This is a genomic window from Nitratireductor sp. ZSWI3 (genome assembly GCF_024655565.1).
Classification (GTDB): Bacteria; Pseudomonadota; Alphaproteobacteria; order Rhizobiales; family Rhizobiaceae; genus Nitratireductor.
Map to the genome: position 1 here is coordinate 24,921 of NZ_JANKOF010000031.1, position 21,824 is coordinate 46,744.

A 21,824-nucleotide genomic window follows, 5' to 3' on the forward strand; every position below is an offset into this window, starting at 1 on the left:
AATCCGTGCCCTGGAGCAACGCGCCGGCCGCTCTGGCCTGTCGATAACGGGATCGGGCGGCCGGACCCGGCCCTCTCCTCGATGGCGGAGCAATCGCCGATGGATTGGCTCGCCCCCACTCCGTTGCGTGTTGGGCAATCGCCTATGGCGGCGCGGTAGCCCCACCCCTTACCCCTCCCCTCAAGGGGGAGGGGGATGATCGAGCGCACCGCCTTTCTTCCCTCCCCCTTGAGGGGAGGGATCGAGGGTGGGGGTCGCAGGCGGAGCCTGCAAGAAAAACACATGCGATTGCCCTGTCCTCCCCTCAATAAGCCGGCTCGCCGCGCACCACGATGCCCAGTTCGTCGGTCTCGCGCGCCTTGCGCAGCCGCTCCTCGGCCTCGGTCGCTTCGCGCTGGCGGCTCCACATCCGGGCATAGAGGCCGTCGGCCGCCAGCAGCTCGCCATGCCTGCCGCGCTCGGCGATCTCGCCGCCCTTCAGGACGATGATCTCGTCGGCATCGATGACGGTCGACAGACGGTGCGCGATCACCAGCGTGGTGCGCCCGCGGCTTACCGTGTCGAGCGCCGCCTGGATCTCCTGCTCGGTGTGCGTGTCGAGCGCTGAAGTCGCCTCGTCGAGAAGCAGGATGGGCGGCGCCTTGAGAATGGTGCGGGCGATCGCCACGCGCTGCTTCTCACCGCCCGAGAGTTTTAGGCCGCGCTCGCCGACCATGGTCTTGTATCCGTCCGGCAGGCCCTCGATGAATGGACCGATCTGCGCCATCTCGGCAGCCTTGCGCACCTCCTCATCGGTGGCGTCCGGCCGGCCGTAGCGGATGTTGTAGGCGATGGTGTCGTTGAACAGCACCGTGTCCTGCGGCACCATGCCGATCGCCGCCCGCAGGCTCTGTTGCGTGACGTCACGCACATCCTGCCCGTCGACCGTGATCGAGCCGCCCTGGATGTCGTAGAATCGGAACAGGAGGCGCGAGATGGTCGACTTGCCGGCGCCGGACGGCCCGACAACGGCGACCGTCCTGCCCGCCGGTATCTCGAAGCTGATCCCCTTCAGGATCGGCCGCTCGGGGTCGTAGGAAAAGCGCACGTCGTCGAAACGGATCGCGCCGCGCGCGACGTCGAGAGGCGCAGCGTCCGGCTTATCCGTCACCTCGGCCGGCACATCCAGCAGGTCGAACATCTGCTCGATGTCGGTGAGCCCCTGGCGGATCTCGCGATAGACGAAGCCGATGAAGTTGAGCGGGATGGAAAGCTGCATCAGCATGGCGTTGATGAAGACGAAGTCGCCCACCGTCTGCGTGCCGCGCATCACTTCGTAAGCCGAAAGCCCCATCGCCGCCGTCATGCCGAGGCCGAGGATCACGCCCTGGCCGAAGTTGAGCCAGCCGAGCGACGTCCAGGTGCGGGTCGCCGCATCCTCGTAGCGGGCCATGGAGCGGTCGAAGCGGCGCGCTTCCATCGCCTCGTTGTTGAAGTATTTCACCGTCTCGAAGTTGAGCAGCGAATCGATCGCCTTGGTGTTGGCGTCGGTGTCGGAATCATTCATCTGCCGGCGAATGCCGATGCGCCAGTCGCTCGCCTTGACCGTGAACCATGTGTAGAGCCAGACGGTGACGGCGACGATCGCCACATAGATCCAGCCATAGGCATAGGCGAAGATGCCGGCCGCCAGCAGGAACTCGAGCAGCGTCGGCAGCGTGTTGAGGATGGTGAAGCGGACGATCGTGTCGATGCCCTTGGTGCCGCGCTCGATGATGCGCGACAGGCCGCCGGTGCGCCGCTCCAGATGAAAGCGCAGCGACAGGTCGTGCATGTGCACGAAGGTGCGATGGGCAAGCTGGCGCACCGCGTGCTGGCCGACGCGGGCGAACAGCGCGTCGCGCAACTGGTTGAAGCCGAGCTGGACGACGCGCACCAGATTGTAGGCGACGACCAGCATGATCGGCCCGGCCAGCACTGCCGGCAGGAAGGCGGGCGGCGCCCCCTCGCCCGACAGGGCGTTGGTGGCCCATTTGAAGAAATAGGGCACCAGCACCAGGACGAGCTTGGCGATCACCAGGAACAAGGTGGCGATCAGGACGCGCCGCTTGAGGTCGGCACGGTCGGACGGCCACATATAGGGCCACAGATTGCGCAGGGTCTGGAGGGTCGAACCCTCGGCGGCCACGGTTTTCTCAGCCATTCAGGTGGCCCTCCGACGCTGCGTCCGATCGGGTTCGCGCCGCGGCGCAGGCATCGGCGAGCTCCGCCAGCACGTCGGACAGCGCCTTCAGGGCCTCGACATCCACCTCGTAGCGGGAACTTTGCCGCTCCGGCCGCATGCGCAGCAAACCCGCTTCGACCAGCACCTTGAGATGCTGCGAGACGGTGGACTGCGCCAGGCGCAGGTGCCCGACCACATCCTTGCAGCACGAGGCGTCGAGCCCCGAAAGGTGACGCAGGATCTCGATGCGCGCCGGGTGCGACAGGGCTGCCAGGCCGAGCGCCATCGGCGCGTGGGCGCAGCAGAATTCGGAGGTCGACCTATGCTTCATGGCATCACCTTTCATCGTTTATCGGCGATATACGATGAAGATCTCCCCGAGACAACCGTTCCCGTGGAATTATTTTCCACCGGCGCATCGCAGCCGCTTGCGTCCGAGCGAACTGCCGAAAAGAAACGGGACCGGATGGTCGGCTTCCGCGTCAGCGGGCGGGTTCGACCGGCGACGATGGCGCGCCGAGCGCTTCCATGTCGGCCGGCTCGCCCTCCTCGGTCTTTTCCGGGACGGCGAACACCTGCCCCGGCCAGATGCGGTCGGGATCGGTGATCTGCTCCTGGTTGGCGAGATAGATCGTCGTGTAGCGGATGCCGCGGCCGTAGACGCGGCGCGAGATCTGCCAGAGCGTGTCGCCGCGCCGGATGATGACAGAGCCGTCGACAGGCTCCAGCTTGGGCGCCGTTGCCGGTTCGGCGGCAGCATCACCCGCCCCGCTATCCCCCGCGACCTGATCGGCGGATGCTTCGCCGCCACCCTCGGCGGCAAGACGGTCGGTCTTTGCAACCGGCGGGGCCGGTTGGTCCGGCTGGGCGGGCTGGGCAACGGCGGCGAGCTGCTCGCCCTCGGCACGGGTGAACGGTACGGCGGCCCGGGCGATCACCGTGGCGCCGTCCGGCGACATCATGTCGGCGCGAATGATGTAGTCGCCCACCGGCAGGTCGCGCACGGCCTCGATCAGGAAGCGGCCGTTCGGCTCGGTCAGCGTCTCGCCGAGCAATATCTCATTGGCGTAAACACGTATGAGGCTACCGGGCGCCGCCGAACCGGCGACGAACACCTGGCGGCCGTCGATCTCGACCGCTTCGATATGCGGCAGGGCCATGTCCGGTGCGGCTCCCGGGGTCGGCGCCGACGCCTGCTCCTGCGCCGGGGGCTCGGCGGCGGCCTCGGGTGCTTCACGGTCGGCGCTCGCGCTTGCCGGCGTCTCCCCAGATGTGCCTGCGGCCTCGGCAGGCGGAGTCGCGGAAGGCGGCGCGGCGGCACCGGCGCTCTGTCCGGCCGGAGCTTCGGCCGGTCCCTGCGTGCCGGCCGCGGCAGACGTCCCGGCCGGCTTGGCCTCAGGCACCGTGATCAGCTTGCTGGGCGCGCCGGGCCGGTCGACAAGCGCCAGGACCTGCCCGTTCTTATCGTCGGGAACCGTGACGATCGCCGTCTCGACGGAGGTGGCGGCGATGTTGTCCGGGGTCGTGGCCCTGAGGACGATCTGGTAGTCGCCCGGCGGCAGCGGCTCGTCGAGCACGGCGGCGAAATCGCCGTTCGGCCCGCTCGTGGCGGTGCCGAGAACCGTCGCCCCATGGACGATCTCGATGCGCGCATCGGGCGCGGCGTGCCCCGCCACCACCATCGACCCATCCGGCTCTACGCGGACGAGGTCGAAGCTCGGCGGCGTCGGGTCGGCGGCCGGGGTGGCCGGTTCGGAGGCGGTCTCGGAAAGCCGCGCATCCTTCTGCCCGTCCGCGGGTGCGGAGCCCCCTGAGGCTTCCTGCTTCGGCGCGGTTTGCGGCGTTCCGCTGACGGCGGCCGGCGGTGTTTCCAGGGAGGAGTCGAAGGCGCCCATCAGATAGGCGGTGCCAATGCCGGCGACCACCGCGCCGGCCGCGAAAAGAAGCCCCTTGAGAGGTGTCGAGCCCATAGCGTTCGTTGTTCCTTTTATGACAGGCTGTAACGCTTTTTCATCGCAACGACAAGAAAAAGCCCCGCCCCACTTGACCATAAGGCGTTGAAGGACAAGCAATAGCGGCCATGAGAACAATCGAGTCGGTGTGCGTCTATTGCGGTTCGAGCAACGGGCGTGACGAAAGCCATTTTCAGGCCGGGCTAACGCTCGGCCGCAGCCTTGCCGGAGCGGGCCTGCGCCTGGTCTACGGAGCCGGCACCAAGGGCATCATGGGGGCCGTGGCACGCGGCACCAAGGAGGCGGGCGGGGCCGTTACCGGCATCATTCCCCGCTTTCTGATCCGCAAGGAGGCGCCCGAGATCGAACTGACCCAGCTCGACGAGTTGATCGTCACCGAGGACATGCACCAGCGCAAGCACAAGATGTTCGAGCATGCCGATGCCTTCGTGGCGCTGCCCGGCGGCATCGGCACGCTGGAGGAGATCGTCGAGATCATGACCTGGGCACAGCTCGCCCGGCACGACAAGCCGATGGTCTTCGCCAATATCGGCGGCTTCTGGGATCCGCTGCTCAAGCTGATCGAACACATGAAGGCCGAGGGCTTCGTGCACTCGGAACACAGAGTACGGCCGCTGGTGGTCGACGCGGCCGAGGACATCGTCCCCGCCATCCTGGCCGCCGCCCGGTCCGCGCCGGAAGGGAACGGCAATCTGCAGGTGGCTGTGGACCGGCTGTAATCATCCGCACGATCGCTACCCTTGCGGCGAAATCGTCATCAATCCGTCAACCAATTGCCGCGCCGGTGTTACAGAAGTCTGATCTCCTTGGTGCGGTTCTGAATTCGCAACGATCATGAGAGCGCCGCGTCGCTTGCTCCGGTCGTTGGTTGACCTGCCGCCGAGCAGGATCGCGCAAGGGCGCAGGACGAAAGGTTTTCCGACGAGGTTCGCGTCTCCACGGGAAATGCGTTCCGTCTCTCATCCCACCCCGGCGATGCCGCGCCGCACCCCCTTCTCCGGCATCGCGGGCATCTGCCGCCCCTCACGGGGCGGCTATTTTTTTGCCTGCCGCGCCTCGTTGAGCATCGACCAGCTGTAGATGGCCAGCGCAGTCCAGATCAGGCCGAAGGCCAGTGCCTTGGTGCCGCCGAAGGGCTCCTTGAAGGCGAAGACGGCGATCAGGAAGATCATGGTCGGGGCAATGTACTGCATGATGCCGATGGTGGAATAGCGCAGCAGCTTGGCGCCGAAGGCAAAGAGGATCAGCGGGATCGCCGTCACCGGACCACAGCCCATCAGCAGGGCGATGTCGGAGAGCTGCGACCACTGGTAGTGGCTCTGCCCCGTCGCCCCCAGCCACACCACATAGCCGAGTGCCGGCAGGCACAGGATCAGCACTTCCAGGAAAAAACCCTGGCTGGGGCCGATCGGCAGCGTCTTGCGCAGGATGCCGTAGGCGGCGAAGGTCAGGGCGAGGCTGAGCGAGATCCAGGGCAGCCCGCCGGCATCGATGGTCAGTGCCAGGACGGCGATGGCCGCCAGCGCCACCGCGGCGATCTGATAGCGGTTGAGCCTCTCGCCGAGAAAGAGGGAGGCCATGGCGATGCTCACCAGCGGGTTGATGTAATAGCCGAGCGCGGTGTCGACGGTGCGGCCGGAGGCGATGGCCCACACATAGATGCCCCAGTTGCACGAGATGATCGCCGCCGTCAGCGCCGCCATGGCAAGCGTGCGCGGCGAGCCCAGTGCCCGCCTGATGTCGGCGGTGCGGCCGAGGACCAGCAGGATGACGGCGGCGACGGGCACGGACCACAGGACGCGGTGCGCCACCACTTCCACCGCCGGGATATGCGCCAGAAGCTTCATGTAGAGCGGCAGGAATCCCCACAGCCCATAGGCCGAGAACGCGAAGAGAAAGCCGCGCAACGCCTCGTTCGGCCCGGCCTCAAGGGGCTTGCTCACGCTATCGGTCATCGGATGGTCCTTGCCTGGTGGTCTGATCCAAACGGACGGTACTCACCCGTTTGGAAAAATCAGCCCACAAACTATTGGTCTGATGGTGCGGCGGCTGCTTCGCGGCGCGTCTGCCGCTTGTCTCACGAAAACGCCGTCGCGATCCAACGCCTTTTATTGGTCCAGCGGTCAGCGCCCATCGTGGCCCGCCCCCTCGCGATTCCTGACCAGCTTGTAGACGATGGAGTCCATCAGCGCCTGGAAGGAGGCGTCGATGATGTTGTCGGACACGCCGACGGTCCACCAGCGCGCTCCGGTCGAATCGTGGGATTCTATCAGCACGCGGGTGATCGCCTCCGTGCCGCCGTTGAGGATGCGCACCTTGTAATCGGCCAGCGCCAGATCGGAGATCTCCGCCTGATATTTGCCGAGATCCTTGCGCAGCGCGATGTCCAGCGCGTTTATCGGGCCGTGCCCCTCGGCCACCGACATCAGCGTCTCCCCGTCCACCGTGACGCGCACCACCGCCTCCGACACGGTCTTCAGCTGGCCGTTGGCGTCGAACCGGCGCTCGACCATGCAGCGGAAGCCGTCGACCTTGAAAAACTCCGGCACATGGCCGAGCGTGCGCCGCGCAAGGAGCTCGAAGCTGGCATCCGCCCCTTCATAGGCATAGCCCTGCGCCTCACGCTCCTTGACGAGGGCGATCAGCGTGTCGAGCCGCCCGTCGGCCTTGTCAACGGCGATCCCCCGCCGCTTCAGCTCGGCGATGAAGTTGGACCTGCCGCCCTGATCCGACACCATCACGCGGCGCGTGTTGCCGACCGTTTCCGGCGGCACGTGCTCGTAGGTCTGTGGCTCCTTCAGCACCGCCGAGGCATGGATGCCGGCCTTGGTGGCGAAGGCGGACGAGCCGACGTAGGGCGCCTGCGGCTCCGGAGCGCGGTTCAGCAATTCGTCGAAGGCGTGCGCCAGCCGCGTGATGCCGGCAAGCTTGTCCGGCGAGATACCGGTCTCGAACCGGTCGGCATAGACGGGCTTCAGCATCAGGGTCGGCAGGATGGTGACGAGGTTGGCGTTGCCGCAGCGTTCGCCGATGCCGTTCAGCGTGCCCTGCACCTGCCGCGCGCCGGCCTCGACGGCGGCAAGCGAATTGGCCACCGCCTGGCCCGTGTCGTCATGGGCGTGAATGCCGAGATGGCTGCCCGGGATGCCGGCGGCGATGACGGCTTCGACGATGCGGCGGATCTCGGCCGGCTGCGTCCCGCCGTTGGTGTCGCACAGGACGACCCAGCGGCTGCCCGCTTCAAAAGCGGCCTTGGCGCAGGCGAGCGCATAGCCCGGATTGGCCTTGTAGCCGTCGAAGAAATGCTCGCAATCGACCATCGCCTCCTTGCCGGCGGCCGTTGCCGCGGCGACCGAGGTGCGGATCGAATCCAGATTCTCCTCATTGGTGCAGCCGAGCGCCACACGCACGTGGTAGTCCCAGCTCTTGGCGACGAAGCAGACGGCGTCGCTCTCGGCCTGGAGGAGCGCCGCCAGCCCCGGATCGTTCGATGCGGAGACCCCCGCCCGCTTCGTCATGCCGAAGGCAACGAAGGCGGCGTTGCGGGTTCGCTTGCGGGAGAAGAAGACGGTGTCGGTCGGGTTGGCTCCGGGATAGCCGCCCTCCACATAGTCGAACCCGAACGCATCGAGCAGACCGGCGACGGCGATCTTGTCCTCGACGGAAAAATCCACGCCCGGCGTCTGCTGTCCGTCACGCAAGGTGGTGTCGAAGAGATAGATGCGTTCCTTACTGGACATGAGGTCTCCGTTTGCGCGCAGCGCCGCGGTACCGCCGAAGGTCAGTCATCGCCCTGCCCCCGTGGCGGCCACCGGTCCGTGTCGTAATCGGGATGCTGGTAGGAGACGATGGAGGCGTGAAAGCTCCGCATCGCCTCACTTTCGAAGGGAGGCTTATCGAAAAGGCGGTCGATCCAAGGCAGCCGCAGGGCATGGTTGACCTGCACCTGCGGCTCCAGATCCTCTGGTCGGTCGAAGGCGCCGATGGCGAGTTCGATCCCATCCGGATGCCGATAGGTCAAGGGTGTGCCGCAACCCCTGCAGAAGCCGCGCTCAACCTTGTCGGACGAGCGGAAGTAGTCGGGCACGCCTCGGGTCCAGCGCAGATCGTCCACATAAGCCGTCACGAAGGCCCCGAAGAAACTGCCGAACTGCTTTTGGCACATGCGGCAATGGCAGATCGAGGGGCGGCCGAGACGCGTGGCGCGAAAGCGCACGGCGCCGCACTGGCAACCGCCCGTGAGCACGGTCTCCGTCATGTCTTCTTCTCCGGCGGCCACTGGTCCGTGTCGTAATCGGGATGCTGGTAGGAGACGAGCGTCTTCAGGAACTCCACCGCCTCCGGATCTTCCTCGGTCGTGTAGCCCGGAAGGGACGGAATATCGTCCGTGTAGGGCAGCTTGCCCTCCAGACCCCATTGGACGACCGGAGCGATCTCCTCGGGATGATCGAAGGCGGCGATGGTGATCGCCATGCCGTCGGGCGCCTCGTAGGTGAGCGGCGTCCCGCATTGCGGGCAGAAGCCGCGCTTCACATGGTTCGACGACTGGAACCGCTTCGGCTCGGTGCGCGTCCAGGTGAGCGTTGCACCGCTTACGGAAACCAGCGACAGCATGATGTTGCCGCTCGCCTTCTGGCACATGCGGCAGTGGCACACGGACCCTTTTCCGAGCGCCCCTTCGACATGGAAGCGAACCGCGCCGCACTGGCAGCCGCCGGAATAGACGGGCTTGTTGTCGAGGCTCATGTTCCGCCTTTCCTCACTCCGGCCGGTGACAGACGGCTTCGATGTTGTTGCCGTCCGGGTCGAACACGAAGGCGCCGTAGTAATCCGGGTGATAATGCGGCCGCAGGCCCGGCGCGCCGTTGTCGCGGCCGCCGGCATCGAGCGCCGCCCGGTGGAAAGCGTCGACCTCGGCGCGCGAACCGGCGGTGAAGGCGACATGCTTCGGCTCGCCCGCCACGTCTCCTTCAGAGAGCCAGTAGACCGGCCGGTCGCGTCCATAGCCGCCGATCTTGCGCCCACCGGTATATTCCGTGGGCACCATCATCAGAAGCGAAGCGCCGAGCGGCGCCATCGCCTTGTCGTAAAACGCCTTGGCGCGGTCGAAATCCGCAACCGTGATACCGATGTGATCGATCATGCGCGTTTTCCCTCGATATGGGAGAGCCTTTGGAGGCTTCCCGCTACAGTGACGATATGCTGGCAGACATCATCGATGTTGTTCACGACGTCGTCATTCCAGAAGCGCAGGACCTTCCAGCCCAGAGCCGAAAGAGAGGCGTCCCGGATTATATCCCCGGCCGAAGCACCATGCTGCGATCCGTCCACCTCGACGATGATCCTGGCCGAAGGGCATGCGAAATCGGCGATATAACCGCCGATCGGCATCTGGCGGCGAAACGACAACCCCATCAGACGATGCGCGCGAAGCTCATTCCAGAGCTTCAACTCGGCTTCCGTCAACGCCTTGCGCATGCGGCGGGCATTTCGGCGATTCATGGGCGGAACGGGGTGGTGCGTCATTGACCGTCACCCCCCTCTGGCCTGCCGGCCATCTCCCCCTCAAGGGGGGAGATCAGCCTTCGTCGATGTATTGCTCTTGTTGCATTGCCGGCGATTGGCGAAACCGTCCCCGCCGCCCAATCTCCCCCCTTGAGGGGGAGATGCCCGGCAGGGCAGAGGGGGGTATCTGAGGGCGCCTGCCTCACCGCTTCACCTCCCATCGTGTCCGGCGCTCGCCGTTTTCAGGATCCTTGTAATCCATCAACTGGATGCCTTGCCCCGTCAGCTCGTCGCGCAGGCGGTCGGCTTCGGCGAAATTCTTCTCGCGCAGATGCGCAAGCCGTTGCTCGACGAGTGCCTCCACCGCGCTCGCGTCGACCGCGGCGCCCGATGCCTTGGCGGCGAACCACTCGCTCTGCGTCGACGACAGCAGCCCGAGCAGCGCCCCGCTTGCCTTCAGCCCCGCCTTGGCGCCGGCGCTGCCTTTCGCCGCCTCGGCGCGCAGCTCGTGCAGGGCGGCGATCGCTCCGGTCGTGCCGAGATCGTCGCAAAGCGCGTTCAGAACGTCGGCGCAATCGATGCCGGCGGCCTCAGCCTCGCCGACGGCACGGTACCAGCCGTCGAGCACGGCCTCGGCCTCCTCCAGCTTGCGCACGGAAAAATCGATCGGCTCGCGATAGTGCGTCATCAGCATGGCGAGCCTCAGCACCTCGCCCGGCCACGTCCGCCCGCCGAACTTCTCCGTCTCCAGCAATTCGTGGATGGTGACGAAATTGCCCTCCGACTTCGACATCTTGCGGCCTTCCACCTGCAGAAAGCCGTTGTGCATCCAGTAGCGCGCCATGAGGTCGGTGCCGTGGGCGCAGCGCGACTGGGCGATCTCATTCTCGTGATGCGGGAAGATCAGGTCGAGCCCGCCGCCGTGGATGTCGAACACCTCGCCGAGATACGCGGCCGACATGGCAGAGCATTCGATGTGCCAGCCGGGCCTTCCACGGATAGCGAGAGGCTTGCCGTCGACGGTGAAACGGGCGTCCCAGCCCGGCTCGTCGGTGGAGGATTCCTTCCACAGCACGAAGTCGGCGGCGTTCTTCTTGTGCGCCTCGACGGCAACGCGCGCGCCTGCCTGCTGGTCCTCGAGCCTGCGCTTGGACAGTCCGCCATAGGCCGCCATAGACGCCGTGTCGAACAGGATTTCCCCTTTTTCCTCATAGGCATGGCCGCGATCGATGAGAGATTGAATCAGGCTTGCCATGTCGGTCAGCCCATCTTCGCGCGGCAACACGAACTCGGTGGCGCGCGGCTCCACGGTCGGCGGCAGGCAGCCGAGCGCCGCAACATCCGCATGGTACTGGTCGGCGGTCTTCTGCGTCACGGCGCGGATCGCCTCGTTGAGCGGCAGATCGGGGTGATCGCGCCGCGCCCGCGCGTTGATCTTGTCGTCGACGTCGGTGATGTTGCGCACATAGGTCACATGCTCGGCGCCGTAGAGATGGCGCAGCAGCCGGAACAAAACGTCGAAGACGATCGCCGGGCGCGCATTGCCGATATGCGCGTAGTCGTAGACGGTCGGACCGCACACATACATGCGCACATTGGCAGGATCGAGGGGAACGAAGTCCTCCTTGGCGCGCGTCAGCGTGTTGTGGACCCTGAGGCCCTTGAAACCGTCCGTCATCGTGGCCTTCCGTTGTCACCCGCTCGAGTTTCGAACGCCTCACGCGAACCGCATGCGGCACAAGGCCTGGCCGTCTGGCCGGGGCGTTTTTCTCGTCGTGTGCGAAGGGCGAAAACGTCCGGACCAGCGGTGAGGCGCTAGCCGATAATGCAAATGCCGATAATGGCGCAAAGCGTTTTCATGGCTGTCCTTATCGCCGCCCGCGTCACAACCGTCAAGACAAAATGCTGACCGCTCAAAAAGGCTGGGGATGGCGCGATACCGCGCTCGTGCACGCCAAAAGAGGTATTGCCGGCAGGGTGGATGTGAAGGAAATGTTAAGGCTGGCAGAGCAATTTTAACGGGCATGTCTCGCCGCGGGGGCGCACCGCCAAGATTTTGTCAGATTCGCTCCCCATCTGCCCGGAAGAGACGACAACGCGGAAGCAAGGATCAGATGATGGCCCGCGAAGCAACGAAATCCGCAGAGCAAGCACCGGACAAGGAAGAGCCTCTGGTCAGCCAGTATCACGCGGTTGGACCGGCGGCAGTCGCTGCCGCTTTGCAGTGCAAAGGCGAAAAGCCGGCGCCGGCGCCTCGGCCGAGCCCCTACACGACCCAGACCGACTGAGGTCTTTTCCGGCAAAGACCGGAACGCGTCAAAGGGGCAGTCGTTTTTCGATCGCATTGGCGAGACGGGCACCGTGTGCACTTTTTGGCGCTGCGATGCGCCGGCGGCATCGAATGATGCGGAATTTTCGCTTGGACGGCGCGCGGCCGACATGACATGTGTCTGGCCGACAAGGCAGCCCAGAAAGTCCGCGCCATGAGGAACGACCCGCTCTCCCACGGTCTTTGGGAGAAGACCGCCCCGCCCGCCCCCACGACATCGCCGCTCCACGGCGAGAACAGCACGGACGTCGCCATCGTCGGCGGCGGCTACACGGGCCTGTCGGCGGCCCTGCATCTGGCAGAAGCCGGCGTTTCCGTGACGCTTCTGGAGGCCGAGGAGATGGGCTTCGGCGGCTCCGGGCGCAATGTCGGCCTGGTCAATGCCGGCATGTGGGTGATGCCCGACGACCTGCCGGCGATCCTCGGCGCGGCGCATGGCGAGCGGCTTCTCACCCTCCTCGGCGAAGCGCCGAGCGTCGTCTTCGACCTCGTCAGGCGGCACGGCATCGAATGCGAGGCCGAGCATCGGGGCACGCTCCATTGCGCGGTGGGCGCCGCCGGCGCCAGGCAGCTCGAAGAGCGCGCCCGGCAATGGGCAGCGCGCGGCGCGCCGGTGCGCCTGCTCGATGCGGCCGAGACCGCCGCGAAGCTCGGCACCGCCGCCTACACCGCCTCGCTGCTCGACGAGCGGGCCGGCACCATCCAGCCGCTCGGCTATGCGCGCGGCCTCGCCGCGGCGGCGATCAAGGCCGGCGCGCGGCTTCACAGCGGCTCGCGTGTCACGCGCGCCGAGGAGACCGGCGGTGGCTGGCGCATCTTCACCGGGACCGGATCGCTCACCGCTTCGACCGTCATCGTCGCCACCAACGCCTATACCAGTTCGCCGTGGCGCCAGGTGCGCGAGGAGCTCGTCCACCTGCCCTATTTCAATTTCGCCACGCCTCCGCTTCCGGACGCCGTGCGCAGACGCATCCTGCCGGAACGGCAGGGTGCCTGGGACACCAGGCAGATCCTCACCTCGTTCCGCTGGGACCGTAGCGGGCGCTTCATCTTCGGCAGCGTCGGCGCGCTGAAGGGAGCGGGGCTCGCCATCCACCGCGCCTGGGCCGAGCGTGCCATGGCGCGCCTCTTCCCGGACTTGAAGGGAGCCGGCTTCGAGGCCGGCTGGTACGGGCAGATCGGCATGACGGACAACCATCTGCCGAAGTTCCACCGCTTCGGCCGCAACGCCTTCGGCTTCTCCGGCTACAACGGGCGCGGCATCGGCCCCGGCACCGTGTTCGGCCAGGCGCTGGCCAGGCTCGCGATGGGCTCGCTCTCGGAAGCCGAATTGCCCCTTCCCGTCACCGAGGCGGTGGCGCAGCCCCTGAGGGCCGCACGGGAAGGATTTTACCGCTTCGGCGCCGAGGCCGCGCATCTGGCACGCATCATTGTTTGAGGGTGGCCGGGCCTTTGACACGGCGCATCGCGCTTTCCGAAAATCGATCCCGATTTTCGGGCCGATGCGTCAGAAAAGCGTCAGTTGATCGTCGTCCTTTTGCGGCTTCTCGCCGGGGACGGCCGCCGCCGGCCCCTCCGCACGCTCCTGAAGCTCGGGGCCGACATTCGCCACCTTGTTGACCTTGTCGGAGACGGGCACGGCCTCGAAGAAGCCGGGCTCGGCCGGCCGCAGCAGATCCGCCACGTCGCGCGGCTCCTGATTGAGGCAATCGAGCCAGCGGGCGAAATCCTGCGGGTCGATCACCACCGGCATGCGGTGGTGGATGCCGCGCAGGTCCTCATTGGCCTCGGTGGTCAGGATCGCTCCGGTGTCGAGCTCGGTTCCGCCGGGTTCCGACCAGCTTTCCATCAGCCCGGCGAAGGCGATCGGCCCGCCATGCCGCGGCCGCACCCAATAGGGCTCGGCGCGCTTCGTGCCGACGCGCCGCCATTCGTAGAAGCCGCTCGCCGGCACAAGGGCGCGGCGATGGCGCATGGCGGCCTTGAAGGAAGCCTTTTCGGCGGCCGTCTCCGAGCGGGCGTTGAAGAGGAGCGGCAGGTCAGCCGGGTTCTTGGCCCAGGAGGGGATCAGCCCCCAGCGCACCAGCATCGCCCGCCGGTCGGGCAGGTTGGAGCCCGGCGCCCGTGAAGGGCCGGCGAGCGCCATCAGGATGGGCTGCGTCGGCGCGATGTTGTAGCGCGGCGGAAACGGGTCGAGCTCCATCACGGCCAGCATCGACTTGACCGCATCGGGCGTGGCCGCCAGGGCGAAGCGTCCGCACATGGGTTATGTCCGCCCCATCCGCCCCGGAGCGATGCGCCGATCGGCGAACCTTCTTTGCATGATCACTGCCTCGGGTTAAGAGATTGTCGGTATGCGCCAGACTGTTGGCGATCAGGTCGAAGGTTGCAAGGTCCCGCCCCATGAAACCGGAGGAAATCCGCGCCGTTTCCGCCGTCGTCCTGCATGATGGCCGCTTTCTCCTGGTGCGGCGCGGCCGCCCGCCGGCCGAGGGGTTCTATGCCTTTCCCGGCGGCCGCATCGAGGAAGGGGAGACGGCCGAGCAGGCCGTCATCCGCGAAGTGCGCGAGGAAACGGGGCTCGTCGCCTCGAGCCCGCGCCTTTTGCGCGAGATCAGCCTGCCGGTCCCGGAGAAGGATATGATCTTCCGCCTGAGCGTCTTTCGCGCCACCGTCAGAAGCGGCGAGCCGACCGCTGGCGACGACGCCAGCGAGGCCGGCTGGTTCGCGCTCGAACAGATCCGGCTGTTGCCGATTACCAACAGCACGCTCGATATCGTCGAGGAATTGAGCATGGCCGGGTCTCGATGATGCCTGGTGCCCGTATCGTTCTCATTGTTGCCACTTTCTTCGCGCGAAGCGGGTATGCTTTCGCCTTGCAGGGCAAGCATGCGACAGGAGATACGGCGGGGAGACGACACGGCATGAACCGGGGATCTGCGATCGCGCTTTTGCTGCTCCTTTTGGCGGCAACCCCGGCTCGCGCTCAGGAGGCGACCTACGAACAGCCGCTGCTGCGGCTTGCCGAGATCCTTGGCGCCGTCCACTATCTGCGCAATCTGTGCGGGGAAGAGTCGGACGACTGGCGGGGTAGGATGCAGGAGTTGCTGCAGACCGAGGCGCCCTCGCCGGCGCGGCGCGAGAAGCTCGTCGCGAGCTTCAACCGCGGCTACCGTGCCTTTGCCGGCACCTACGCAACCTGCACCGCGCAGGCGCGCAGCGCGGTCGAGAACTACATGAAGGAGGGGGCGAGCCTCTCCAGGGACATCGCCCAGAGATACGGGAACTGAAGCGAGATCTTGATGCGGCAACTCACAGGTTCAACCGGCGCCGACCGTGCCTCGCACGGGGCGCGCCTCAAGCCTCTTTCAGCGAGCATCGCGGCGCTCGGCCTCGTGTTACTCATGAGCGGCCACGGGCTGGCGCTCAGCCAGTTGCAGGAGAGCCCGACGCCGGCCGGCGACGAGGCCCCGGACGACGACATCGAGCGGGTGCCGCTGCCGGCACCGGTTGAGGCGCCGGGGACACCGGAGGAGGCCGCACCCGACGAGCCGACCGACGGCGAGGCGCCGGAGGAAGCCGAGCCCGGCGAGACGGAGCCCGAGCGCGACGTGGTGCGCCCGCAGACGGACATGGACAAGCCGCTGCCCGAGATCTTCTACGATCTCGAAACGCTGCCCGAGCCCGTGCGCCGCATGCACCGGCTCATCGTCGAAGCCTGCAAGAGCGGCGACATCGAGACGCTGCGCCCGCTGGTCGGCACCGGCGAAGGGGCGACGCAACTGTCGCTGGGCGGCCTCGAGGGCGATCCGCTGCAGTTCCTGCGCGAGCTTTCCGGCGACAGCGAGGGCCAGGAGATCCTGGCCATCCTGCTCGAGGTGCTGCAGGCCGGCTATGTCCATCTCGACGCCGGCATGCCATCCGAGATGTATGTCTGGCCCTATTTCTTTGCCATCCCGCTCGACAGCCTCGACAAGCCGCAGCGTGTGGAACTGTTCACGCTGGTGACGGCGGGCGACTACGAGGAGATGAAGAATTTCGGCGCCTACATCTTCTATCGCGTCGGCATCACGCCCGAGGGCCGCTGGGCTTTCTTCGTTGCCGGAGATTGAGCCGGGTTGCATCTGCAGCGGCATTTCCCATATGCGGCTGAGGGAGGACTTCCGATGACCCAGTCCACGGCCAACCTGCAACGCTCGCAGAACGCCGCTTTTGTCGGTTTTGAGGCGTCGCCCCGGCGCGGCCGCCTCGTCCGCCGGGTGATCCTGTTCCAGATCAAGCTGATGGCCGACGGGTTTCGCGATCTGGTCATGAGTCCCCTCTCCATCGCTGCCGGCATCCTTGGCCTCCTGTCGCCGCGCGGCAGGGCCGATGTCTATTTCGACCGGCTGATGCGGTTCGGTCGCGATACCGATCACTGGATCAATCTGTTCGACCACCGCTCTGCCCGCGACGGCGAGCGTGCACCATCTCTCGACCGGGTGGCCGACGAGATCGAGGCCGCCATTCGCCGCGATTATCAACGGGGCGGCCTCAGCGCCCGCGGTGCCGAGGCCTTGGCGGAGGTGGCGATGCGGCTGAGACGCTCCTGACAGGGAGCGGCTTGCCCCGCACGGCAAAGCATCCTAGCTAGGCTTCAGCAGCCCCCATCGACGCTTTGCGGATTGACCATGCCCACCTGCCATCTCGACCATCGCGCCATCCTCCGCGTCAGCGGCCCCGAAGCCGAGCATTTTCTGCAGAACATCGTCACGACCGATCTTGCCGGGCTCGCCACCGGCGAGGCACTGCCCGGCGCATTGCTGACACCGCAGGGCAAGATCCTCTTCGATTTCCTCGTTTCGCGGGCCGGACCGGAGACCTTCCGGCTGGATTGCCGGGCCGACATCGCAGCCGATTTCATGCGCCGGCTGATGCTCTACCGGCTTCGGGCGAAAGTGGAGATATCGCAGGAAGATCAGCCTGTTGTAGCGGTTTCGTGGGGCAGTGATTCAGCGGCGCCGGAAGCAGACTGGAGCGTTGCCGACCGGCGATTTCCCGAACAGCTGTCCGTCACGCGCCATTACGACGACACCCCGCCGGCGACCGTTGGGCATGCGGCCTGGGTGGCCCTGCGGATCGCCAATGCCGTTGCCGAGAGCGGCAGCGATTTCGCCCTCGGCGATGCCTTTCCGCATGACGTGCTCTACGATCAGAACGGCGGTGTCGGCCTGCGCAAGGGATGCTATGTCGGCCAGGAGGTCGTCTCGCGCATGCAGCATCGCGGCACGGCGCGGCGGCGGCTTCTGATCGCCACGGCGACCGCCGCCCTTCCGGCGACGGGCACGGAGCTGACGGTGGACGGCCGCACACTCGGGGCGCTCGGCTCGGTGGAGGGTGCCACGGGCCTGGCGATCGCCCGCATCGACCGGGTCAAGGACGCCATGGATGCCGGCAAGCCGATCCTGGCGGGTGAGGTGGAGGTCGCCCTCGCCATTCCCGGCTGGGCGCGCTTCGCCTTCCCGGAGAGCGGCGGAGACGAGGCCTGATGCCGCCCCGCTCCGCCGGCGAAAGCGTCGCGGCCCGCGCCTGGCAGCGCATGCTGTCCGGCCGCCGGCTCGACCTGCTCGACCCCTCGCCGCTCGACATTGAGATCAACGACATCGCGCACGGGCTGGCGCGGGTGGCCCGCTGGAACGGACAGACCGAAGGCGACCACGCCTTTTCCGTGGCGCAGCATTCGCTGATCGTCGAAGAGGTGTTCTGCGTCGTCGCGGAGGACGCCACACCCGACTGGCGGCTGGCCGCCTTGCTGCACGACGCACCGGAGTATGTGATCGGCGACATGATCTCGCCTTTCAAGGCGACGCTCGGCGACGACTACAAATCGGTCGAGAAGCGCCTGCAGCGGGCCATCCACCTGCGCTTTGCCCTCTCCCCCGAAACGCCGGACAAGCTCCGCAAGGCGATCAAGCGCGCCGACCGGGTGGCGGCCTTCTACGAGGCGACGCGGCTGGCCGGTTTCGACGAAGCGGAGGCGGCGCGCTTCTTCGGCCGCCCGCGTGGAGTGCCGCCGGAAGCGCTAAGCCTTGCCCCGCAACCGCCCAAACAGGCGCAGAAAGCGTTCCTCACCCGCTTCGCGGCCATCGAGAGGCTACGCGGCAACCGGCCCGGCTGATCAGCGCTCCAGCCGGTCGATGAACCACTGGGTCAGCCGGGTCCACACGGCATCCTTCTCGCCGGCATCCTCGCATCCATGGTCGAGATTGGGGTTGTCGTTGACCTCGATGACATAGATGCCGTCCGGCGTTTCCTTGATGTCGACGCCGTAGAGCCCGTCGCCGATGCAACGCGCGGCGCGCACGGCGATGTCGATCACCTCCTTCGGCGTTTCAGCAAGGCTGAAGGAGCGGAAGCCGCCCTCGTCCGGCCGGCCGTTGCGCTCGTGATTGACGATCTGCCAGTGCTTCTTGGCCATCAGATAGTGCACCGCGAAGAGCGGATCGCCGCCCAGCACGCCGATGCGCCAGTCGAACTCCGTGGGCAGGAATTTCTGCGCGATCAGGAGGTCGGAATCCTCGAGCCACTTCTCGGCCAGGAGCTTGAGCTCGGCGAGGTTGGAGGCCTTCTTCACGCCGCGCGAGAAGGAGCTGTCGGGAATCTTGAGAACGAGCGGGAAGCCGAGCTGTTCGGCGGCGCGCTCCAGATCCCCCGGCCCGGCGATCATGACGCTCGGCGGCACAGGCACGCGATGGGCCACCATCAGCTCGTTGAGATAGACCTTGTTGGTGCAGCGGATCATCGACAGGGGATCGTCGATGACCGGCATCCCCTCCTGCTGGGCGCGGCGCGCGAAGCGATAGGTGTGGTTGGAAATCGACGTCGTCTCGCGGATGAACAGCGCGTCGAAATTGGCAAGCCGCGGCAGATCCCTTTTCGAGATCGGCTCGACCTCCACCCCCATGCGGGCGGCGACGCGCGACCAGTGCTTGAGCGAGGCGATGCTCGACGGAGGCAGTTCCTCCTTGGGGTCGACGAGCGTGGCGAAGCTGTAGCGCGCCGAGGCGCGCGCCCTTCCGTCCCGCCACTGGCGGCTCGTATAGGTCTCGAGGCAGGCCGCGAAGCGTTCCTTCTCCTCGCCGCTCATGCGCATGAGCGAGCGGAAGCCGATCCTGCCGATGCTCGCCCAGGCGCCGTCCTTGATGGTCACCTCCAGCGCCGGGGCGCGGAACCAGTCGAAGAGCAGCCGCGCGAAGCGCTCCCACGCCTTGCTCGGCCCGATGCCGAAGAACACCGTGACGTTCTGCGGAAAAGAGCCGCCGAGATCGTCGCGGCACCGGTTCAAGGCCTGCTCCAGCTCCGGCAGCGCGTTTTCGTAGAGTTTCCTCGCCGAAAGGTCGATCATCGTCTCGACCGAGGGTATCACCCGGTGGCCGCGCGAACTTGCCAGAAGCGAGGCGTAGTATCCGCGGCTCTGATAGGCATAGCTCGAGGAGAGATTGATGATCTTCGGCCGCTGCCCGCGAAAAAGCGCCGGATGGGTGAGATAGTCTCTGTTGGTGATGATCTTGTAAGGGGTGGCGGTCTCGTCAAGATCGCCTTTTCTGCCCGTCAGGATGACCCAGCTCATTTAGGGCCGCTCTCCATTTTCTCTTCCGCCTGGCACATCGGCCCGAAAACCGAAACCGGTTTCCGGACAGCCCGCTGCGTAAATTCAACAACCTGCCGCGTCCCGGTGCGTTCTGCAGGACGCGTCGGATTGCAGACGCTTCTCGTAGCGCAAGGCGTGCATGCCGTCATGATAGTAGTTTTTCCGCCGCCCAAAGCAGCGATATCCGCTTTTTTCGTAAAGGGCGATTGCGCCAGAATTGTCCTCCCGTACCTCCAGCCGCATCAGGCCGCAGCCGCGCGCGAGCGCCTCGCGTTCGACCGTCTCCAGCAGACGCCCGGCAACGCCCCTCCCCGTCGCCATCGGCGCCACGGCGATCGAATAGAGCCGCGCCTTGCGGCTCAGACGACGCAGCAACACGAGAGCGTAACCGATGATGCGCGTTTCCTCCACCGCCACCAGAACGATGGCCGAGCGGCGGCCCGTCAGGGTGTGAAGCGAGCGCCGCGACAGCCGGTCGCCGGAGAAGGCCGCGTTCTCCAGCTCCACGAGCGCATCGATGTCGGCGCGGTGGGCCCGGCGGATTTCAGCGGGCATGGGCGCCCGGTCGCAGAACCTGCCGGCTCGGCGCGGCGCTTCGCCCGGCAGTGATTTGCAGCAAAGGATGCGCGTTGCTAAACACGGGACATTCGCAGGGCCGATGCAGGACGGGATTTGCAGCCATGGCATTCACGGTGCGTTGCAGACTTCGACAGGGGCGGTGTTTCGGATCACGAACATCCATTTTCAAGACGAACTGCACGGAGAACTTTCACTCATGGAACTGCAGACAGGCAATCTCATGACAGCGGCAGAAACAATGGTCGCCCAGATCACCGAATTCGCCGTATCCTACGCCTTCTCCATTCTCGGCGCCATCGTTCTGATCATCGCCGGCTTCCTCGTCGCCGGCTTTGTCGAACGCTCGGTGCTGCGCGCGCTCGATCGCTTTCCCTCCTTCGACGCCACCCTCAGCACCTTCCTGTCCAAGCTCGCCCGCTATGCGATCCTCGTCCTGGTCGGCGTCACCGTTCTGGCACAGTTCGGCGTCCAGACGGCCAGCATCATCGCCGCTCTCGGCGCCGTGGGCCTGGCCATCGGGCTTGCCCTGCAGGGCACCCTGCAGAACATCGCCGCCGGCATCATGCTGCTTTTCCTAAAACCGTTCCGCAAGGGCGAGTATATCGACGCCGGCGGTATTTCCGGCACCATTGAATCCATCGGTCTCTTCGCCACGGAGATGACGAACATCGACGGCGTTTACATCCTGGCGCCGAACAGCACGTTGTGGAACACCTCGGTGATCAACTATTCGCGCAATCCGCGCCGCCGCTACGATCTGGTGATCGGCATCGGCTATGGCGACGACATCGACCTGGCGCAGAAGACGATGCTGGCGCTTGCCGAAGCCGATGCGCGCGTGCTCGACGACCCGGAGCCGGCGACCTTCGTGTCGGCGCTCGGCGACAGCGCCGTGGCCGTCACGCTGCGCTATTGGACCTTGACGAGCGACTGGTGGCAGACGCGCATCGATCTGACCAAGGCGGCGAAGCAGGCCTTCGACGCCAAAGGCATCTCGATCCCGTTCCCGCAGCGCGACGTGCATTACCTTCCGATGGAAGTCGCCAAGCGTGCCGCGGGCGGCACGGCGCGCAAGGCCACGGCAACGAAGCGCTGAGGGCTTAGGGTCATATTCATAGGTCCTGACCCTAGTTCTTCTGGAGCAGCTGCCGGTAGGTGGCGTCGGCGAGCTTCAGGAGGCGCTCCTCCGAGGCGGCGCCCGCCACCGCATAGGCAAAACTCTTCTCATGCCAGTAGAAGGCACGGGCGCCATTCCGCTCGAACAGCCGAAAGCCGCTATCCTCGTCGGCGACGCAATGGGCGACATAGAGCGACACGCGCCCGCCGGACTCGTCCTCGTACATCAGTTGGGCGGCGGGCTTGTCACCCGACGGAAGCAGGCGCCCGCCGACGAGACTGAAGCCTTCCTTGCCCAGATCGGGCGCGATCAGGCTGATCCCAAGACGGTTCGAGAGCCAGCTCACGAGATGGTTCCGGTCGCCGGCGCCGACCTCCACCACATGCAGTTTCTCGGCCGCATAGACCTCATGTGCAGCCACCGCCTGCCCGACGACGGCAAGCGTCGTCAGATCGCCGTCCGCGGCCGCGGGCGGGCGGCCGGCGAAA

Annotated in this window: 24 protein-coding genes; 10 read left to right on the forward strand and 14 right to left on the reverse strand. The window is 66.2% G+C overall.

Translation table 11 applies throughout. From position 1 onward, the window contains the following. Positions 1-304: 304 nt before the first annotated feature. The 3 genes from NUU27_RS11815 to NUU27_RS11825 all read right to left on the reverse strand — a co-directional run bounded on the left by NUU27_RS11815 (position 305) and on the right by NUU27_RS11825 (position 4,173). Positions 305-2,182, reverse strand: coding sequence for an ABC transporter ATP-binding protein/permease (locus NUU27_RS11815; RefSeq protein ID WP_257762307.1), 1,878 nt, complete (start codon positions 2,180-2,182; stop codon positions 305-307). Then, a complete protein-coding gene (locus tag NUU27_RS11820; RefSeq protein ID WP_257762308.1) occupies positions 2,175-2,534 on the reverse strand; it encodes a helix-turn-helix transcriptional regulator in 360 nt (119 codons plus the stop codon). The genes NUU27_RS11815 and NUU27_RS11820 overlap by 8 nt, the downstream gene beginning before the upstream one ends. 151 nt (positions 2,535-2,685) lie before the next feature. Continuing rightward, positions 2,686-4,173, reverse strand: a complete 1,488-nt coding sequence (locus NUU27_RS11825; RefSeq protein WP_257762309.1) for a LysM peptidoglycan-binding domain-containing protein — start codon at positions 4,171-4,173, stop codon at positions 2,686-2,688. 110 nt (positions 4,174-4,283) lie between these two features. On the opposite strand from NUU27_RS11825, the gene NUU27_RS11830 reads away from it, so the two are divergent. Beyond that, complete coding sequence (locus NUU27_RS11830) at positions 4,284-4,895, forward strand: TIGR00730 family Rossman fold protein (RefSeq protein WP_257762310.1); 612 nt, start codon at positions 4,284-4,286, stop codon at positions 4,893-4,895. A 315-nt stretch (positions 4,896-5,210) separates the two neighbouring features. Here NUU27_RS11830 and rarD read toward each other — a convergent pair whose 3' ends face one another. The 7 genes from rarD to cysS form a co-directional block, all read right to left on the reverse strand. Then, positions 5,211-6,131: an EamA family transporter RarD gene (gene rarD, locus NUU27_RS11835; protein ID WP_257762311.1), complete on the reverse strand. Its 921-nt coding sequence runs from the start codon at positions 6,129-6,131 to the stop codon at positions 5,211-5,213. Positions 6,132-6,299: 168 nt separating this feature from the next. Then, positions 6,300-7,916 (reverse strand): citramalate synthase, encoded by a 1,617-nt coding sequence (cimA, locus tag NUU27_RS11840; RefSeq protein WP_257762312.1) that lies wholly within the window; start codon positions 7,914-7,916, stop codon positions 6,300-6,302. Positions 7,917-7,957: 41 nt separating this feature from the next. After that, on the reverse strand, positions 7,958-8,434 hold the full coding sequence (locus NUU27_RS11845; protein WP_257762313.1) for a GFA family protein: 477 nt from the start codon (positions 8,432-8,434) through the stop codon (positions 7,958-7,960). Continuing rightward, on the reverse strand, positions 8,431-8,922 hold the full coding sequence (locus NUU27_RS11850) for a GFA family protein (protein ID WP_257762314.1): 492 nt from the start codon (positions 8,920-8,922) through the stop codon (positions 8,431-8,433). The genes NUU27_RS11845 and NUU27_RS11850 overlap by 4 nt, the downstream gene beginning before the upstream one ends. Before the next feature lie 13 nt (positions 8,923-8,935). Next, entirely contained in the window at positions 8,936-9,319 is a 384-nt protein-coding gene (locus tag NUU27_RS11855) for a VOC family protein (protein ID WP_257762315.1), read from the reverse strand. Next, a complete protein-coding gene (locus tag NUU27_RS11860; protein ID WP_257762316.1) occupies positions 9,316-9,702 on the reverse strand; it encodes an endonuclease domain-containing protein in 387 nt (128 codons plus the stop codon). The genes NUU27_RS11855 and NUU27_RS11860 overlap by 4 nt, the downstream gene beginning before the upstream one ends. 181 nt (positions 9,703-9,883) lie before the next feature. Next, positions 9,884-11,359: a cysteine--tRNA ligase gene (gene cysS / locus NUU27_RS11865; protein ID WP_257762317.1), complete on the reverse strand. Its 1,476-nt coding sequence runs from the start codon at positions 11,357-11,359 to the stop codon at positions 9,884-9,886. A 439-nt stretch (positions 11,360-11,798) separates the two neighbouring features. Here cysS and NUU27_RS11870 point away from each other — a divergent pair, with 439 nt between their 5' ends. Together NUU27_RS11870 and NUU27_RS11875 are read left to right on the forward strand one after the other, a co-directional pair. Then, positions 11,799-11,969, forward strand: a complete 171-nt coding sequence (locus NUU27_RS11870; RefSeq protein WP_257762318.1) for a transcriptional regulator — start codon at positions 11,799-11,801, stop codon at positions 11,967-11,969. 195 nt (positions 11,970-12,164) lie between these two features. After that, positions 12,165-13,448, forward strand: a complete 1,284-nt coding sequence (locus tag NUU27_RS11875) for an FAD-binding oxidoreductase (protein ID WP_257762319.1) — start codon at positions 12,165-12,167, stop codon at positions 13,446-13,448. Between the two features lie 69 nt (positions 13,449-13,517). Here NUU27_RS11875 and NUU27_RS11880 read toward each other — a convergent pair whose 3' ends face one another. Next, entirely contained in the window at positions 13,518-14,273 is a 756-nt protein-coding gene (locus NUU27_RS11880; RefSeq protein ID WP_257762320.1) for an SOS response-associated peptidase, read from the reverse strand. A 140-nt stretch (positions 14,274-14,413) separates the two neighbouring features. On the opposite strand from NUU27_RS11880, the gene NUU27_RS11885 reads away from it, so the two are divergent. The 6 genes from NUU27_RS11885 to NUU27_RS11910 all read left to right on the forward strand — a co-directional run bounded on the left by NUU27_RS11885 (position 14,414) and on the right by NUU27_RS11910 (position 18,167). Continuing rightward, on the forward strand, positions 14,414-14,821 hold the full coding sequence (locus NUU27_RS11885; RefSeq protein WP_257762321.1) for an NUDIX hydrolase: 408 nt from the start codon (positions 14,414-14,416) through the stop codon (positions 14,819-14,821). A gap of 113 nt (positions 14,822-14,934) precedes the next feature. Next, on the forward strand, positions 14,935-15,300 hold the full coding sequence (locus NUU27_RS11890) for a TIGR02301 family protein (protein ID WP_257762322.1): 366 nt from the start codon (positions 14,935-14,937) through the stop codon (positions 15,298-15,300). Between the two features lie 114 nt (positions 15,301-15,414). Then, on the forward strand, positions 15,415-16,122 hold the full coding sequence (locus tag NUU27_RS11895) for a hypothetical protein (RefSeq protein ID WP_374566599.1): 708 nt from the start codon (positions 15,415-15,417) through the stop codon (positions 16,120-16,122). A 54-nt stretch (positions 16,123-16,176) separates the two neighbouring features. Continuing rightward, the gene (locus NUU27_RS11900; protein ID WP_257762324.1) at positions 16,177-16,602 is read left to right on the forward strand and encodes a hypothetical protein; all 426 of its coding nucleotides are present in this window, start codon (positions 16,177-16,179) and stop codon (positions 16,600-16,602) included. Between the two features lie 78 nt (positions 16,603-16,680). Beyond that, positions 16,681-17,538, forward strand: coding sequence for a folate-binding protein YgfZ (locus tag NUU27_RS11905; protein WP_257762325.1), 858 nt, complete (start codon positions 16,681-16,683; stop codon positions 17,536-17,538). After that, positions 17,538-18,167, forward strand: a complete 630-nt coding sequence (locus NUU27_RS11910) for an HD family hydrolase (RefSeq protein WP_257762326.1) — start codon at positions 17,538-17,540, stop codon at positions 18,165-18,167. The genes NUU27_RS11905 and NUU27_RS11910 overlap by 1 nt, the downstream gene beginning before the upstream one ends. On the opposite strand, the gene NUU27_RS11915 is transcribed toward NUU27_RS11910, so the two are convergent. Then, positions 18,168-19,619, reverse strand: a complete 1,452-nt coding sequence (locus tag NUU27_RS11915) for a RimK family protein (RefSeq protein ID WP_257762327.1) — start codon at positions 19,617-19,619, stop codon at positions 18,168-18,170. Positions 19,620-19,703: 84 nt separating this feature from the next. Beyond that, entirely contained in the window at positions 19,704-20,195 is a 492-nt protein-coding gene (locus NUU27_RS11920; protein WP_257762328.1) for a GNAT family N-acetyltransferase, read from the reverse strand. Positions 20,196-20,415: 220 nt separating this feature from the next. Here NUU27_RS11920 and NUU27_RS11925 point away from each other — a divergent pair, with 220 nt between their 5' ends. Then, complete coding sequence (locus tag NUU27_RS11925) at positions 20,416-21,315, forward strand: mechanosensitive ion channel family protein (RefSeq protein ID WP_257762329.1); 900 nt, start codon at positions 20,416-20,418, stop codon at positions 21,313-21,315. A gap of 31 nt (positions 21,316-21,346) precedes the next feature. On the opposite strand, the gene NUU27_RS11930 is transcribed toward NUU27_RS11925, so the two are convergent. After that, the coding region (locus tag NUU27_RS11930; RefSeq protein ID WP_257762330.1) for an anti-sigma factor at positions 21,347-21,824 on the reverse strand (478 nt) is incomplete at its 5' end.